Genomic DNA, 16204 nt, shown 5'->3' with positions numbered 1-16204 from the left:
CTTTATTATTTTTATTATTAAAAAATCATTTTTATCTAGCATATAGTTATATCAGTAAAGCACAAAAAACAGATATTGTGGTATTATTTAAAATATTAATCTAACTTATATTAAATAAGTAAATATTAGGAGTAATAATGTCAACATTTTTAACAGTTATATTGGTAATGGTTGGAATTCTAATTGTTTTCGTTTCATTATTAATGTCACCTGATTCAAATGGTTTTTCAGGAGCATTAGTTGGTTCAGGAGACTTGGAGTTATTTAAAAATTCAAAAGAAAGAGGAGTTAAGAAATTCTTAAAATACTCAATGATAGTTTTAGGAGCAATTTTAATTATTGCTTCAGTTGTTTTAAGAATAGTACTGAAAAAATAATAGTATGCAAAAACAAGAAATATTAAATTACATTAGAAAATATAAGTCAAGGTCATTTTTAGACATTGCAAAACATTTTAAAGTTTCATTGAGAAATAATAAAGACTTGACTAAAGCTATTTCAGATTTGCAATCTGAATATTTAGTTTTTAGAAATAATAATGATGAATATTATTCACCTGAACTAGAAGAAACAGTTACAGGAATTTTAAAAGTTGCTACAAAAGGTAACTTTGGATTTGTTGATTATGACATCAACGAAGAAGAAGGAACTAAAAAAAGTGTTTATGTAAAAACTTTTAATTTTAATGGAGCTATTAGCGGTGATGAGGTTAAAGTTAATGTTTATAAACTTCAAAAAGGTGATGAAGAATTAAAAGATGGTGTAGTTACACAGATCATTCAAAGAAACAATGAAAGTTTTGTTGGATTTATAAAAGAAAAAAATGGTGTTAAATCATTTGCACCTATTGATGCTAGATTTAAAAGTGTTAAATTTAAATTAATTCCTTCAAGTGTTCCAAACAAATTAAATGACTTAGTTTTAGCTAAAGTTTTAGCTTACGAAGACAAATTCATAACAATAAGTGTTGAAAGAGTTATTACAAACGAAGCTGACCCGATGGTTTTTGTTAAATCATACTTAGAACAAATTAAAGTTCCATCAGCTTTCCCTGAAAATACTGAAGATGAAATTAAATTAATTCCTGAAACAATTGATAATGAAGACCAAACAAATAGACGTGATTTTACAAATGAAATGATTGTAACAATCGATGGTGATGATACAAAAGATTTCGATGATGCAATCACAGTTAAAAAGTTAGATAATGGAAATTATTTCCTTGGAGTTTATATAGCTGATGTTTCTCACTATGTCAAAGAAGGTTCATTCATTAACCAAGAAGCCTTAAGCAGAGGGACAAGTATTTATTTAGTTGACAGAGTTATTCCAATGTTACCTGTTGAATTATCAAATGGAATTTGTTCGCTCAATCCAAATGTAAAAAGATTTGTTTTAGCTTGCGAAATGGAAATTGATAAAAATGGAAATACAGTTAGAGCAGATATTTCACAAGGTATTATTGAAAGTAAATTTAGATTAACTTACAAACAAGTTGACAAATACTATAATACAGGTGAAATTAACAAAGATCATCCAAACCAAGAAAATGTAGCTAAATTAAAACAAATGCTTAATGTAGCTAAAGAATTAAGTTTAATTATTCACGATTACAAGATCAAAGAAGGATATGTTGATTTTGATATTGATGAACCTAAAATTAAACTTGATCAATATGGTAGAGTTGAACAAATCGTGATTAATAAACGTGGATTTAGCGAAGTTTTAATTGAAGACTTTATGGTTAGAGCAAACGAAACGGTTGCTAAATATCTTTTTGATGCTAAATTACCTGTTTTATATCGTGTTCATGAAGCACCGGATGAAGATAAAATTCAATTACTACAAAACTCTTTAGCAGCAGTTTCAATAGACGCATCAAAACTTAAAGCAAACTCAATTACTCCTAAAATATTTGCAGATTTTGTTAATAAAGTTAAAGCTGAAAGAGATGATGATTTTATTAAATTAATGTTCTTGCGTTCAATGCAAAAAGCGATTTATTCAGATGTAAACATAGGACACTTTGGATTAGCAAGTGAATATTATTGCCATTTTACAAGTCCGATTAGAAGATACCCTGATTTAATCATTCATAGAATAATTAGAGATTTTATTATTAATAAACAAACTGAAAAGCTTGAAGATTTTAGATTAAACTTACCTGTATTTGGTGATTTAAATACTAAATCAGAACAAAAAGCAGTTCAAATTGAAAGAAATGTTAATGATCTTAAGTTTGCTGAATTCTTAAAAAATAAAATCGGTTCACCATTTAGAGCTCAAATTTTAAGTGTGCTTAACTTTGGTTTCTTTGTTGAATTTGATTTTAAAGCTAGTGGGCTAGTTCATAAGTCAACATTGATTGATGGAGAATACGAAGCTAATGAAAACTTAACTAAATTGATTTCTAAAGATAGAAAATTTACAATTGGTGATTTTGTAGATGTAATTGTTACAGAAGTTGATTTAGTTGAAGGTAAAATTACTTGTGTATTATCTGATTTATACGAAGCTTGATTAGCTAAAAAGCAAAAAGAAGAAGCTGAAAGAGCTTCTAAAAATAAGCAAAATTTTTCAAAATCAAGAAAAAATTTTCAAAAATAAAACAATAGCGCAAAGCTAATAAAGAGCTATGCGCTTTTATAATGAAAAGTTATCTTTTATATAACTTATTTAATATAATTAAAAATATTTATTAAAGGATAAGAATGGAAAATAAAAATAGAAATTTAGAGGAAAATTCATTAGGTTTTGATGCTGGATTAGTAATTAAACAAGATAAAGATATGTTTAATTATTCAGTTGATACCATTATGCTTGGTAATTTTATTTATTTAAATAAAAAAAGCACTAGAGCACTTGAAATTGGTGCTAATAATGGTGCTTTATCAATTTTTGTTGCTTCTAGATATGACAAATTGAAAATTGATGCAATTGAAATTCAAAAAAAAGCAGCAGAGTTAGCAAAAGAAAATGTGAAGCTTAATAATATGGAAAATCAAATTCATATTATTAACCAAGACTTTAATGATTTTTACAAACAGCACACAAAGAATGCACAAAAGAAATATCAAATTATTTTCTGCAATCCACCTTTTTATCCTTATGATAAAACAAAAGTTAAAAATAACATTTCACAAGAAAAACTAATTGCAACACACGAAATTCATTTAAATTTAGAACAATTAATTTTAGGTTGTTCTAAAATAATAGAACAAAAAGGATTTTTATCACTAGTATTACCTGTTGAAAGAATGGTTGATGCTTTTGAATTATTAAGAAAATATAAATTTGAGCCAAAAAGAGTTCAACTTATTTATCCTAGAATAGATGATAAACCTAAATTTATTTTACTTGAAGCAAGATATCAGACAGGTTGAGGCGTTCATTTCTTACCTAACTTATATCTTCATGATAATAGCGATAAAAATAATCACGATTATTTGCCTGAAATTAAAAAACTATATAGACCTATAAAAGTGGAGGAGAAGATGAATAAAAAAACAAGTTATATAACAACACCTATTTATTATGCAAGTGGAAATTTACACATCGGACATTTATATACAACTACAGTTGCTTGAGTTTTAGCTAACTATAAAAAACTACTTGGTTATGAAGTTAAAATGCTTACAGGTAGTGATGAACACGGTTTAAAAATTCAACAAAAAGCCGCTGAGCAAAATGTAAATCCACAAGAATTTGTTGACAATTTAGTTGCTAAATATAAACAAATGTGAGTCGATTTTGGAATAGAATATGATTTCTTTTCAAGGACATCATCACAATTCCATAAAGATTCAGTAAAACACATTTTCTCTTATTTCTTAGAAAAAGGTTTTATTTATAAAGGGCAATACAATGGTTTATACTCAGTTTCAGATGAAGAGTTTTTAACAGAAACACAAGCAGTTAAAAAAGAAGATGGATATTATCATCCGACAAGTGGTCACAAGCTAATTTTAGTTTCAGAAGATTCATATTTCTTCAAAATGAATGAGTTTGCAAAATGATTAGTTGAGTATATTGATGGTAATCCAGAATTTTTAGCACCTAACAAAATCATCAATGAGATGAAAAATAATTTCTTACTTAAAGGACTAGAAGATTTATCAGTTACAAGAACTAACATTGACTGAGGTATCAAAATTGATGAAGATCAGACACATACACTTTATGTTTGATTAGATGCATTATGCAACTATATAACTGCTTTAGGGTATGATGTAAAAAACAAACAACAACCAGATGAGTTTATGAAATTTTGAGCAAGCAAAGACTCAGAAGTTGTTCACTTAATTGGTAAGGAAATCGCAAGATTCCATATGATTTATTGACCTATTTTCCTTAAAGCACTTAACTTAAAACAACCTACAAGAATTCAAGCGCACGGTTGATTAGTTACACCAACAGGAAAAATGTCGAAATCAAAAAATAATGTAGTTGATCCATATGATTTATTAGCTAAATACGATAAAGAAATGATTAAATACTATTTAACATCACAAATCACATTAGGAGAAGATGGTGTTTGAGATGAAGATAGATTTATTGATGTGATTAACTCTGAATTAATTAACAATTATGGAAACTTAGTTTCAAGAACTTTAAAAATGAAATCAAATAGTTTTTCAGGTCCTTTAAAATACAAGTCATCAAAAGATCAAAATGACTTGGACATAGACTTAAAAATTAGAAATTCTATCTTCGAGTACAAAAAACACTTTGACAATTTAGAAATTGACAAAGCATTAAAAGTTGCTATTAATTTATCAAGCGACTTAAATAAATATGTTGATTTAACAGAACCGTGAAAATTAAAAGAAGATTTACCAAGATTAGAACAAATTTTAGTAAGACTTCTAAATGGTATTTATGCAGTATCAACTTATTTATCAGTTGTATTAAAAGATAAAACGAAAGAAGTAGCAACTGCATTAGGTTTTGATAGTTTTTCTATTGATTTAATAGAAGATTATCAAAAATTTGATAATATTAATCAAGGGAATGAGTATATGCTCTTTGCTCGTTTAAAAAAATAACTTGATCTTATTAAGGAGGCGATTTTGATTTTTGCCAAAGCATCAAGATATGTAATAAATCCAGAAAAGTTAAAAGGATTTATTGATTATTTATTTATATTAACTAAAAAAACAAGAATGAAAGAAGAAAACTTATCATTCGAATATTCTGTCGATCCTGAGGGAGTAGTAATTGTTTTAGAAAGATGATCTACAAGATTAGATTATGAAAAGTTTATGCAGTTAGAAGAGTTTAAACAAGAGTTTAAAACCCTTAACAAAATGTGTAAATCAGTTAATACATTATATGATGTAGATTTAGTTAAATAGTAATAATAATTTTAAGTAAATTCAACTCATTAAATTAATCGAGTTGATTTTTTATCCAAATTTATTAAAGTGAGGTATTTATGGTTATAGGTATAAGTGGAATGATCGCTGCAGGCAAAAGTTCGTTAGTTAAAAATTTACAAAAAGAGTTTCCTACTTCAAAAATATTAAGAGAGTTTGAAGAATCCGATGATGTTTTCAACACTTTCTTAAATTGATTGTATGAAAATAAACCAAATTTAACAATTAGTTTTCAATCTTATATAGCTGAAAATCATTCAGATAAGTTTGCAGAATTATTAGATGAATACAATCAATCAAATTCAAATATTAAAAAAGATCACATTTTTGTTGATAGATTTGCATTAGAACATTATATTTTTGCTAAGTTGATATTATCGGCAAAAAGTAAAAAATATTTACAGGCTTATCATGCTATGTTTGAAAAGTTAGTAACTGAAGATGAAATGCCGCATTTTGCAATTTTCTTGGATGTAGATTTTGAAACATTTAAGAAAAGATTGTTTGCAAGAAATAGAGAATCAGAAGTGAAGAATTTTGATTCTAATTACGAATATTTTAAAAATTTACATTCTAACTATTTAAAAATCTTTAAAGAGATAGCTTCAAAATATAACCTTAAGTACTATGTCATAGACACAAATGATAAAGATGAAAAACAAATATTGCAAGAAGCATTATCAATTATTAGTACTGAAGAAAAATTACTTAGTGAATAGATTTTCCTTTTTATCACAATTAAGAAAACACTTATTTTTAGTTCTATTAAGAACAGGAATGAGTGTTTTCCTTTTGCAAAAGCATGAAAAACAACACTAATTTAATTGATTTAGTGTTGTATAAAATCTATGTAAAAATTATTGAGCTGGTGTACTTGTTTAATTTGTAGTAGCAGCTGGAAGATTTAATGTAACTTCGAATGTTTTTGATGAGCTCTTAACTGGTGTTGCATCATTAACGAATTTAGCAACTTTGAATTTAATTGTAACTGTTCCTTGTGATTCATTGTAAACTGTGTTAAGTCATCCACTTGCCCCTTGAATACCTTGTTTGTTTTCGTATTGAGGTTTTACATCATTAGCAATCATGTAACCACTTTTAATGTATTGAATTCCTTTTTCAGTATTAATAGCCTTAATTTCTGCTGAAGGTTGTGAAACATTGTAATCTCTACCAACACCTGTTGCTAATTGACCATCATAGTTAGAGAAGAATAATTGTCTTTTTCTTACTTCACCTTTTGTTAATTTGTCAATAACATCTTGTCTTTTTTCTGGTAAGAATGTGAATAATTCAGCTCCTTTAGCCACTAATCTTTCACCAATTTTATCTAATTCAGCAATTTCTGCGTCAGCATGTACAGGTGAACCTGTGTTAGGGTTACCAGGTTGTTCTGGTTTTTTAGTATCTTTACATGACACTGCCACGGCTGGCGCCACAATAGCTGATAATCCAGCAATACTCATAAGTAAAGTTTTTAATTTTTTCATAATAATCATCTCCTGAAAATTAATTTATCTACTTAAATTTAAGCACATTTTTCAAATACTATGTAATAAATATGTAATTTTTTCTTATTTTTTTCACATTTTGTGAAAAATTAAGGATTTTTTCTCTGGTTACACTCTTTATTCAGTGAATTCTGAAATAAAAACCACAGCTAGAATGCTGTGGCGAAGTTATGTAAGACATAATAATGATTATGTGTTTTACATAAAATTATTTAGTGACAGGTGTTTAATAATTTAACACAAGAAGGATGTTTCATGGACATCACATTCTTTATCCGAATCAAGTTCAAGGATAAAGCACTGGTATTATTATAAGATAAAAATTCAAAAAATGAAAAAAATTTTCATCTATAATTTAAAGAACTATGGAAAAAAGTAAAATTCGTAATTTCTCAATAATAGCTCACATAGATCACGGTAAGAGTACTTTAGCTGATCGTATTTTAGAATATACAAATACAGTAGACACAAGAGAGTTAACTGCTCAATTTTTAGATTCAATGGATCTTGAAAAGGAACGTGGTATTACAATTAAACTAAATGCAGTTCAAATCAAGTATAAAGACTATATTTTTCATTTAATTGATACGCCAGGACACGTTGATTTTAATTATGAAGTTTCTAGATCACTTGCAGCTTCTGAGGGAGCTTTATTGCTTGTGGATGCAACACAAGGTATTGAAGCTCAAACTTTAGCTAATGTTTATTTAGCAATTGAAAATAATTTAGAAATCTTACCTGTTATAAATAAAATCGATCTACCAAGTGCTGATGTTGAAGGTGTCAAAAAAGAAATAGAAGAAGTTATCGGTATACCAACTGATAATGCTATTTTGGTGTCTGCAAAAACAGGTCAAGGTGTTCATCAATTGCTTGATGCGATTGTTGAATATATCCCAGCACCTAAAAATGCAGATGATAATAAACCTTTAAAAGCATTGATTTTTGATAGTTACTTTGATCCATATCGTGGAGTTGTTATGTTTATCAGAGTATTCGAAGGTAAGCTTAAAACAGGAGATAAGTTTAAATTTATGTCAAGACACGATGCAGGAAATGAGTATCATGTTATTGACTTAGGTATTAAAAATCCAAATGAAACCAAAAAAGATGAATTAGTTGCAGGAGAAGTTGGATGAGTTTCGGCAGCAATTAGAGATGCAAAAGAAGTTAACGTTGGGGATACAATCACTTTAATTTCTAATCCAACAAAACAAGCTCTTCCAGGTTACAAAAAAATGAAACCTGTTGTATTTACTGGTTTTTACCCAATTGACACAAAAGATTACATGGATCTTAAGGAAAGTTTAGAAAAAATTTCATTATCAGACTCATCAATCACATGAGAACAAGAAACATCAAAAGCATTAGGGTTTGGATTTAGAGTTGGTTTCTTAGGAATGTTGCATATGGAAATTCTTCAAGAAAGACTTGATAGAGAATATAAAGTCGGAATTATTGCGACAAGCCCAAGTGTTGAGTACAAGGTAACTACTACAAAAGGAGAAATTGAATACATTTCTAACCCTACATTATTTCCTGACAGAACTTTTATAGAACAAATCGAAGAACCATATGTTGAAGCAAGTATTTTTGTGCCAAACGAATATATTGGTAATGTTATGGAACTTTGTCAAAATAAAAGAGGTATTTATAAAACTTTAGAGACAGTTGACTCTAGAAGAACTAGAATAATTTATGAATTACCATTAGCAGAAACTGTTTTTGATTTTTTTGATAGATTAAAATCTACTACAAAAGGTTATGCCTCATTCGAATATGAATGAATTGGATATAGACCTTCAGATTTAGTTAAAGTTGACATCTTATTAAATGGTGATAAAGTTGATGCATTCTCAATAATCTCTCATAGAGAAAAAGCATATGAAGCAGCAAGAGAGTTATGTATAAAACTCAAGGATGCAATACCTAGGCAAAACTTCGAAGTACCTGTGCAAGCTACTATTGGTGGAAAAATTATTGCAAGGGAAACAATTAAAGCTTATAGAAAAGACGTTACTGCAAAACTTTATGGTGGGGATGTAACAAGAAGACAAAAATTACTTAAAAAACAAAAAGAAGGTAAGAAACGTATGAAAAAACTAGGTTCTATTGAAGTTCCACAAGAAGCTTTCTTATCAGTTTTAAAAACAAATATTGACAAATAATTTATTTAGCCAGGTTAATACCTGGTTATTTTATTAATCAAGTTTTATAGTTATCTCCATATAAATTTCTAATTGCATCTTTATATGATGATTTTTGATTTTGATATCCTCCATAAATTAAATCATATGGTTCTATGTTGTATGATCCAAAGTTATGTGAATAATCTAATTCAGGCGATCTTAATAAACAAGATATTGATGCTTTATTTTTAAAATCAACATCATATGTAGCAAACATTAAACCAAGTAATTGATTATTTTGATTAACAACCGGAGATCCTGATGAACCATAATATGGTTGATAATTATTTATTACGAATCCTAAACCATAATTAACAAATTTATTTGTTTTGAAAACAGATTTATTTACATACTTAAAATTATTTAAATGACTTATGTACCTAAAGTTAAGCAAAATATCAACAAAACCAGGATAGTTTTCTAAAAAATGAAATTGCTCTGAGTGATTTAAATTATTTGAATTATTAAAAGTAAACTCAATTTCCTTATCGTGGTAACCTATTGAGTAAAATTCATGATTTTCCAAAATATTATCTGATGATATTGTGTTAATTTTTTTGATATTAATAAATTTACCTAATCATTCATTAAACGTCATATTTTGACAACTGACTAAATTTTCATTTTTAGAGTATTCAAAAATTGAATTACTTTTATTATGAAGATTTTTCAAATCTAATTCCAGTATACCGAAGTCAATCATTTCTTCAACATTATCCATATTATGGATGTAATTTTTAGGACTTGACTCTAAAAAATCTAATGCTAAATATACAATTTTAAAATCACTAGGATCAAAGTTGAAAATTTGCTTAATTTCTTGGTTTTTATTCGTATCAAATTTTAACTTTGAAATTTGAACTTGAGAAGTTATAAGGTTACTTTCATCATTTAATAATTGATTATCATTGATAATATTTGAAAATATTGAACCATCAGAATTATTCTTTACAAAGTTATTTAGAACATGAGCATTTGTTACGAAATACAATTTTTCAATTTCACCATTATCATCAAGATGATAATCAAATAAACTAATAGTACCTGAATGAATCATGTATTTAGATTGTGAGTTTATCCTGTTATGAGGGTTATAGTTATGAAATGAAACTTTAAATGTATTATTCATCATATCTTCATGGTGAATATTAAGATTAATTTGATTATTTTTATCAACTTTGAAACTTTCTCAATTCATTTTTCCTGAACCAAGCAAAATTTTATTATTAATTAATAATGGGCAAAAATTACTTAAATATTTCTGATTCAATAAACTATTTGTTGTTTTATAAGAATTTGTATTATGGTTTTTCTTATTAATTTCTTTTTTTAATTGATGGTTATCAGTCTTGCATGAAGCAGTAAAAAAACTACAACAAAAGATTAACCTCATAAAAATTATTAAGTAAACTAAAATTTTTTTCATAATCACCTCATTAATTTAGTGATTTTCCTCAAATTTGAACTATTAGGTAATTAGTTACAAAAATAGTTAAAAAAATTAAAATAGTTGATAAAGTTATTCATTTTCTATAGATAATCCTGAGAGCCTTGAGACATTTAATGGAGGAGAATATGAAGCATATCATGCTAATAATGCATATACAATTTTAGGAGACTAAATATCAAACTAAAATTGTTAAAATAATTATAAAAAACCTCAATATAACTATCACTAAAAAAGTGTTTGTTATATTGAGGTTTATATTTTTCAATTTAGTTATCTATCAAATTTTGATTTGTTCTTCTTCAGGAAAAAACATTTGATCATTTTCATTTAAGTTATAAGTTTTTGTGAAATCTGGATTGTTTAATAAAACAACATTACCACGTATTTCTGAAGGTGAGTGAACATCAGATTCCAATCTTCTTTTTGCACTTCCTTCTGTGATAATCATTCTTCAAACTCTAGCTCAGTTTTCGAAGAAGTTTTTTGGATTAAAGTCATTTTCAAGTTTAGCAGCTTCAAAAGCACATGAAACTCCACCGATATCAGCAATATTTTCAGAAACTGTTAGTTTTCCATTAACTTTTCCATATTTAGTTTCTTTACCATCATATAACTTAATAACTGCAGCAATTTTTTCGTCAAATTTTACTCTATCTTCATCAGTTCATCAGTTGTTTAAGCTTCCATTTTCATCAAATTGTGAACCGTTGTTATCAAATGCATGTGAGATTTCGTGAGCAATAACTGCTCCAATTCCTCCATAATTTGCAGATGAAGATTGATTAATATCATAATAAGGAGCTTGTAAAATTGCAGCAGGGAAAACAATGTGATTTGCAAATGGATTAAAGTAAGCATTAATTTCTGCAGGAGACATTGATCAATACTTATCATTCTTTAATTGATTGTATTGGGATAAGTTATATTGAGTCTTAATTGATTCAAAGAATAAAACATTTTCTAAAATGTTTGAACCTTGCTCATAGTTCTTAACAACAAAATCTTTGTAAAATGGTCTGATGATTTCTGGATATCCTACCATAACACCTAATTTGTTCAATTTAGTAATTGCTTTTTTAATCGTTTCTTTTGATAATCATGTGTTTTCTTCCAAGTTTTTCTTATAGACTTCAATCATATTAGCAACCATATGTTCTACATCTTTTTTAGCTTTCTCTCCAAAGAAATGTTTTGCATAGTACATACCTAATGGTTCTTTGAAATATTTAGTAGCTAAATCATAAGCGAACATTTCTAAATCTCTTGGTTTTTGGATTGAGTAAATTGCATTTTTAAATTCTGTTGCTTTAATTCTTGTTTCTTCATCTAAATATGAAGCTGCAAAAATTAAGTTTTTAATAAAGAATAAGGCTTTATATTCTTCGAATGTTTCACTATTGAAAATATTGTTTAAGTTTTCAATGAATTTAACATTTGAACAAGGTATCATTTCAACTTTTTGACCTACTAATTGTTCTGCAATGTTTGGAATATTAAAAATTGAACTTTTATCGGTATATCATGAAATTTCTTTAGGGTTGTATAATGAAACATAATCAGCCTTTTGAACATCTGAAAGAACATAATCTTTAATTTTTAAATCAAAAGCAATAGCTTTATTAATTAAATCATTTGATTTTCTTTCATCAAATCCATATTTTTGTAATAAATCAAAAACCATATTAATTCATACAGTCATTAATCTATTTGCTTCTTGTTCATTTTCATATGTTTCTTTTGAAGGTAAAATTAAGCTAAATTCATCAAGTCATAAAACTTGTAATTTATTATTTTTAAAATCTTCTCCAACACCAAAAGATAAAGGTAAAGATACATATCTATTATTAAAGTAATCAAAATTTGAAGCAAGTTGTTCAAATGATTTTAATTCTTCAATATTTTTAAGAAAATCTTTAGCTGGTTTTATTCCGATTTCTTTTCTCTTATCTTTATCAATAATCATTTTGTAAAATTCAACATACTGCTTCATCATAGGATCGTTAGGTAATTCTTTTTGACCATTAGCTCACTGAACTGTTAAGTCTTTAAGTAATTTTTCTAATTTGATATCTAATTCACCGAATGCTGACATTGATGATCTATCTGATGGAATTGTGGCAGTATTTAATCATTCATAATTAACGTATACATAAAAATTATCTTCTAATCTAGGTTTTGACATTTTAACTCCTTATAATTTTCTTTTTATTATATAGCAATTAGAGTTTTTTAAATAAAAACCACCAAAAATTGGTGGCACATATCTATAAAACTAATATATAAATTCTATTCAATAAATTAAACAACTTTAACTGAAACTTCTTTAGAATGTGATTTACCTTCCAAATTGTTTCTTTCTATATGGAATATTTCAATTTTTTCATTTCCCTTGGTGTGTAATCCGTGTTTTTGACCACGGCGAAATCCTTTGATTTGACCTTCTAATTCGTCAATTGTGTTAGCTTGTGCAATAACTTCACCACTAGCTACTAATTTTGCTTTGTATTTGTACATAAGCACCTCCGATTTCTTACACTTTTATTCTATAACTTTTTGAGATCAAGTTATCAAAAATTTAATGTTTTCTAGTAAATTTTTCACATTTATGAAAAAAATAATTACAACACTTCTTATCTTATTTGAAGATAAAAAGTGTATGATTTAAATATGACTAAATTACGTAAATCTTTATTGTTTTTAACTGGTTCAATTTTAGGTCTAGGAACACTTGTGACTAATTCATGCAGTTTTCTAGATATTTTTAAATCTTCTGGAAATGGTGATAAAAAACAAGTTAATAAAGTTAAATTAAGATTTACAAATTACACACATCCTACAATTGCAGCTTCTAATGTAGTTCCAATTAACAATAAAGAATTTATGAAAACTTCATCAAAAAGTAATGATGAAGTTAGTCAATTATTAAATAGATTTGAAACTGAAAAAAATAATGTGCACGAATATGAAGAAACTAATGGAACCTGCTATTTTGAATACATAGATCCGTACACAAATGTGACTTTTAGAGACTATGCATATTATGTTAGTGAAAACAAAAGTGAGCGTAGATATTTATTAGGTCCTGAAGGTTTAGTTTTATATGCTCATGAATTTAAAAGAAAAATTCCATTCAGTACTGAAGTTTTCGATCTTGAAGCTATAAATATAAATAATTTTAGTGTAATAGATAATACTGCAAACGGATTATATATTCCGAATATTAAAAATATCTTTATTAATGGTTTCTTTTTTTGTGAATCAGGAATGAGCCTTTATGAAATTATTGCTTATATGATGCAAACAACATTCCACGAATATATGCATCATTGAGCAAACTCATATGCAGAAATTGCATTTAAAAAAGATGTACTTGCAAAATATTATAGTTTTGAAAATGATGATTCAGATTTAGTTAACCCATCAATTATTTATTATTCACCTGGAACAACAATTAAAGATCAGCATAATCATCTTTACACTCAATATTGAAATAAATCGTTTGTTGATTCATTTCAATATTTATTAAACTATGATGTAACTTCAAAGTCAAAAATCTCTGATGAAACTTGAGAAATATTAAGAGCAGATAATAACAAAAAAAATAGTTTTATTCATAATGTTTTTAGCCCGAAAGATATTTGAGATCTTTCAAACGGAAAACCAAGCAATCCTGATGTAATTGAACTTAATAAAAAATTAAAAGAACATTCAAAATTGTATTATTCACCTGATACAAAGTTCGGTCTTTCATCAAATAATATTCGCTACTATTATTCATTGACTGAATTAGTTCCTAGAGAATATTTGAAATATGGTTTTGAACCTTACTTTAATATAAATTTACCAAATCCAATTGGTCCTGCTATAGAAGATTCAAGAAATAAAGGTCAAGATATCTTTACAATGAGTTATTTTAGCTATGCTCATATTGATAAAAAATCTTCATCCACAACTTACACAATTTCACCAACATCTTTAGCAGATGATATGAGTAAAGTTTTCTTGAATAATTTTGATTCACAATATAGACAAGGATGATACATACAAGGTGATTTGACAATTCAAGAAAATTCAAACAGAACAAGAACTTATAAAAATCAATCTTCAATTCTTCTGCCAACAACACCTTTTGCTTTATCTGAATATCAACCTCAAGTAGGATATAGAACTAAAACTGAATATTTAAATCTTCAGAAAATAAAACAAGATAAATCAGTTGATTTTTACAAATTATTTTTAGATACAATGGGTTATGGAAAAACTATTTCACAACTATATTATGATAATAGTGGATGAAAATGAATTGATTTAGAGCATTCGCAAATAGAAAATAATGAAGCAAATCAACATAAAATCAAATTAAGTGGTTACTTAGATTCAAATGAGTACACAGGGTTTGTCTTCGTTAATCCAGATAATAATCAAGTTACTGCAACGTCAAAAATTAAATACTTAGATACATTCAATTTTTTTGGTCACAAAACTTTTGATAAAGGTGCATTATTATCAAATTCATTAACATCAGAACAAGTTCAGCAAAGAGAAGAACAATTAAATAATAGAATTTATCCAAATTCATTAAATGAATATACAAACACTTTATTTATTCCATATATTTCAGAAGATTTCATTACAAAACCAAGTAATAATTCAGTTATTTATTTATGAAAAGATTTAAATAAAAATAATATTGCTGAAGAAAATGAAATTTTAACTGAAAAAGAAATAACACTTCCTGAAAATAGATGAGTAACAACAGCAAGATCAACAAAAAATCAAAATGTTTACAATATAATAAAAACTAGAGATAATAAAGTTAAATTAGATTTTCATAAATTATTTACATAGTTAAGATATTCACAAGCAAATAGAAAGGAATTTATGCTATGAGATTTTTCTAAATTAAAAGTTGGGCAAATGATTAATGTTCAAGCTTATAAACATAATGGTCATCTTTATAGACAATGAAATTCTGTAAAAGTAATTTTTCATAATAAGAGACATATTGTTTTATTTTTAAAAAACACTAAAGTGGCTGAATATGAAAGAGATGTAAATGGGTGAAGATATAAAGAAAATGCAATTTGATTTATTCCGAAAGATTCAATGTACAATGCAATTGTTCTTTTAAAAGAAAGCGGTTCTTATTATTATATAAACCTTGCATCACGTCCAATTTTTGAAGATGACACGCTTAAATTTATTGATTATGATTTAGACATAAAATGTTATCCAGATAAAGAATTGCAAATTGTTGATAGAGAAGAATTTGCTGAACATTCAAAAGAGATGAAATATCCCGAATCATTAAGAAAGACTATTTATGATGAAATTAAAGACATCATTTCTTTATATAATGATTATGAATATTTCTTTTCAGACGAAGTTATTGCATACTATTTAAAAGTTTTATATGATGATAAATTAATAACAGAGAAAACATATAATAAATTATTAGATACTAATAATAGAAGAAAATACAATGAAGAAACTTCGATGTTTGCTGATATTTCAAAAATATACAAATAACAAAAACTTTAATACTGTCCATTAAACTATGATGTGGATAGTATTTTTTTAATCAAAAGTTCAAATAAAAAATTCGAAAAAAATTTTTAAAAAAACTTTGAATAAAAAAAATAGTGTTATAATATTCATGCTTTTGATAGCAAAGAAGTT

General features: G+C 26.6%; 12 protein-coding genes. 8 read left to right on the top strand and 4 right to left on the bottom strand.

Annotated elements, in window-relative coordinates:
- Nucleotides 1–137 precede the first annotated feature (137 nt).
- The 5 genes from secG (at nucleotide 138) to VBM89_RS01925 (ending at nucleotide 6094) form a co-directional block, all read left to right on the top strand.
- A complete protein-coding gene (secG, locus tag VBM89_RS01945) occupies nucleotides 138–377 on the top strand; it encodes a preprotein translocase subunit SecG (protein WP_257089479.1) in 240 nt (79 codons plus the stop codon).
- Nucleotides 378–381: 4 nt separating this feature from the next.
- Complete coding sequence (gene rnr, locus VBM89_RS01940; protein WP_323188619.1) at nucleotides 382–2607, top strand: ribonuclease R; 2226 nt, start codon at nucleotides 382–384, stop codon at nucleotides 2605–2607.
- Nucleotides 2608–2711: 104 nt separating this feature from the next.
- Nucleotides 2712–5045: a methionine--tRNA ligase gene (gene metG / locus VBM89_RS01935; RefSeq protein ID WP_323188618.1), complete on the top strand. Its 2334-nt coding sequence runs from the start codon at nucleotides 2712–2714 to the stop codon at nucleotides 5043–5045.
- Between the two features lie 24 nt (nucleotides 5046–5069).
- The gene (locus VBM89_RS01930; RefSeq protein ID WP_323177608.1) at nucleotides 5070–5354 is read left to right on the top strand and encodes a putative quinol monooxygenase; all 285 of its coding nucleotides are present in this window, start codon (nucleotides 5070–5072) and stop codon (nucleotides 5352–5354) included.
- Between the two features lie 80 nt (nucleotides 5355–5434).
- On the top strand, nucleotides 5435–6094 hold the full coding sequence (locus tag VBM89_RS01925) for a deoxynucleoside kinase (protein WP_323188617.1): 660 nt from the start codon (nucleotides 5435–5437) through the stop codon (nucleotides 6092–6094).
- A 159-nt stretch (nucleotides 6095–6253) separates the two neighbouring features.
- On the opposite strand, the gene VBM89_RS01920 is transcribed toward VBM89_RS01925, so the two are convergent.
- Nucleotides 6254–6865 (bottom strand): variable surface lipoprotein, encoded by a 612-nt coding sequence (locus tag VBM89_RS01920; protein ID WP_323188616.1) that lies wholly within the window; start codon nucleotides 6863–6865, stop codon nucleotides 6254–6256.
- A 386-nt stretch (nucleotides 6866–7251) separates the two neighbouring features.
- Here VBM89_RS01920 and lepA point away from each other — a divergent pair, with 386 nt between their 5' ends.
- Nucleotides 7252–9054, top strand: a complete 1803-nt coding sequence (gene lepA / locus VBM89_RS01915; RefSeq protein ID WP_323188615.1) for a translation elongation factor 4 — start codon at nucleotides 7252–7254, stop codon at nucleotides 9052–9054.
- 25 nt (nucleotides 9055–9079) lie between these two features.
- On the opposite strand, the gene VBM89_RS01910 is transcribed toward lepA, so the two are convergent.
- The 3 genes from VBM89_RS01910 to VBM89_RS01900 form a co-directional block, all read right to left on the bottom strand.
- Nucleotides 9080–10273, bottom strand: coding sequence for a DUF31 family putative serine protease (locus VBM89_RS01910; protein WP_323188614.1), 1194 nt, complete (start codon nucleotides 10271–10273; stop codon nucleotides 9080–9082).
- 526 nt (nucleotides 10274–10799) lie between these two features.
- A complete protein-coding gene (locus VBM89_RS01905) occupies nucleotides 10800–12707 on the bottom strand; it encodes a M13 family metallopeptidase (RefSeq protein ID WP_323188613.1) in 1908 nt (635 codons plus the stop codon).
- 116 nt (nucleotides 12708–12823) lie between these two features.
- On the bottom strand, nucleotides 12824–13039 hold the full coding sequence (locus tag VBM89_RS01900) for an MAG6790 family protein (RefSeq protein ID WP_257089500.1): 216 nt from the start codon (nucleotides 13037–13039) through the stop codon (nucleotides 12824–12826).
- A gap of 153 nt (nucleotides 13040–13192) precedes the next feature.
- On the opposite strand from VBM89_RS01900, the gene VBM89_RS01895 reads away from it, so the two are divergent.
- Together VBM89_RS01895 and VBM89_RS01890 are read left to right on the top strand one after the other, a co-directional pair.
- Nucleotides 13193–15373: an MYPU_1760 family metalloprotease gene (locus VBM89_RS01895; RefSeq protein ID WP_323188612.1), complete on the top strand. Its 2181-nt coding sequence runs from the start codon at nucleotides 13193–13195 to the stop codon at nucleotides 15371–15373.
- A gap of 33 nt (nucleotides 15374–15406) precedes the next feature.
- The gene (locus VBM89_RS01890; RefSeq protein WP_257089504.1) at nucleotides 15407–16054 is read left to right on the top strand and encodes a DUF402 domain-containing protein; all 648 of its coding nucleotides are present in this window, start codon (nucleotides 15407–15409) and stop codon (nucleotides 16052–16054) included.
- Nucleotides 16055–16204 lie beyond the last annotated feature (150 nt).

Source organism: Mycoplasma sp. 1199, assembly GCF_034863365.1.
GTDB lineage: Bacteria > Bacillota_I > Bacilli_A > Mycoplasmatales > Metamycoplasmataceae > Mycoplasmopsis.
Note: the sequence above shows the minus strand (reverse complement) of the source record. Positions and strands in the feature narration are given on the sequence as shown.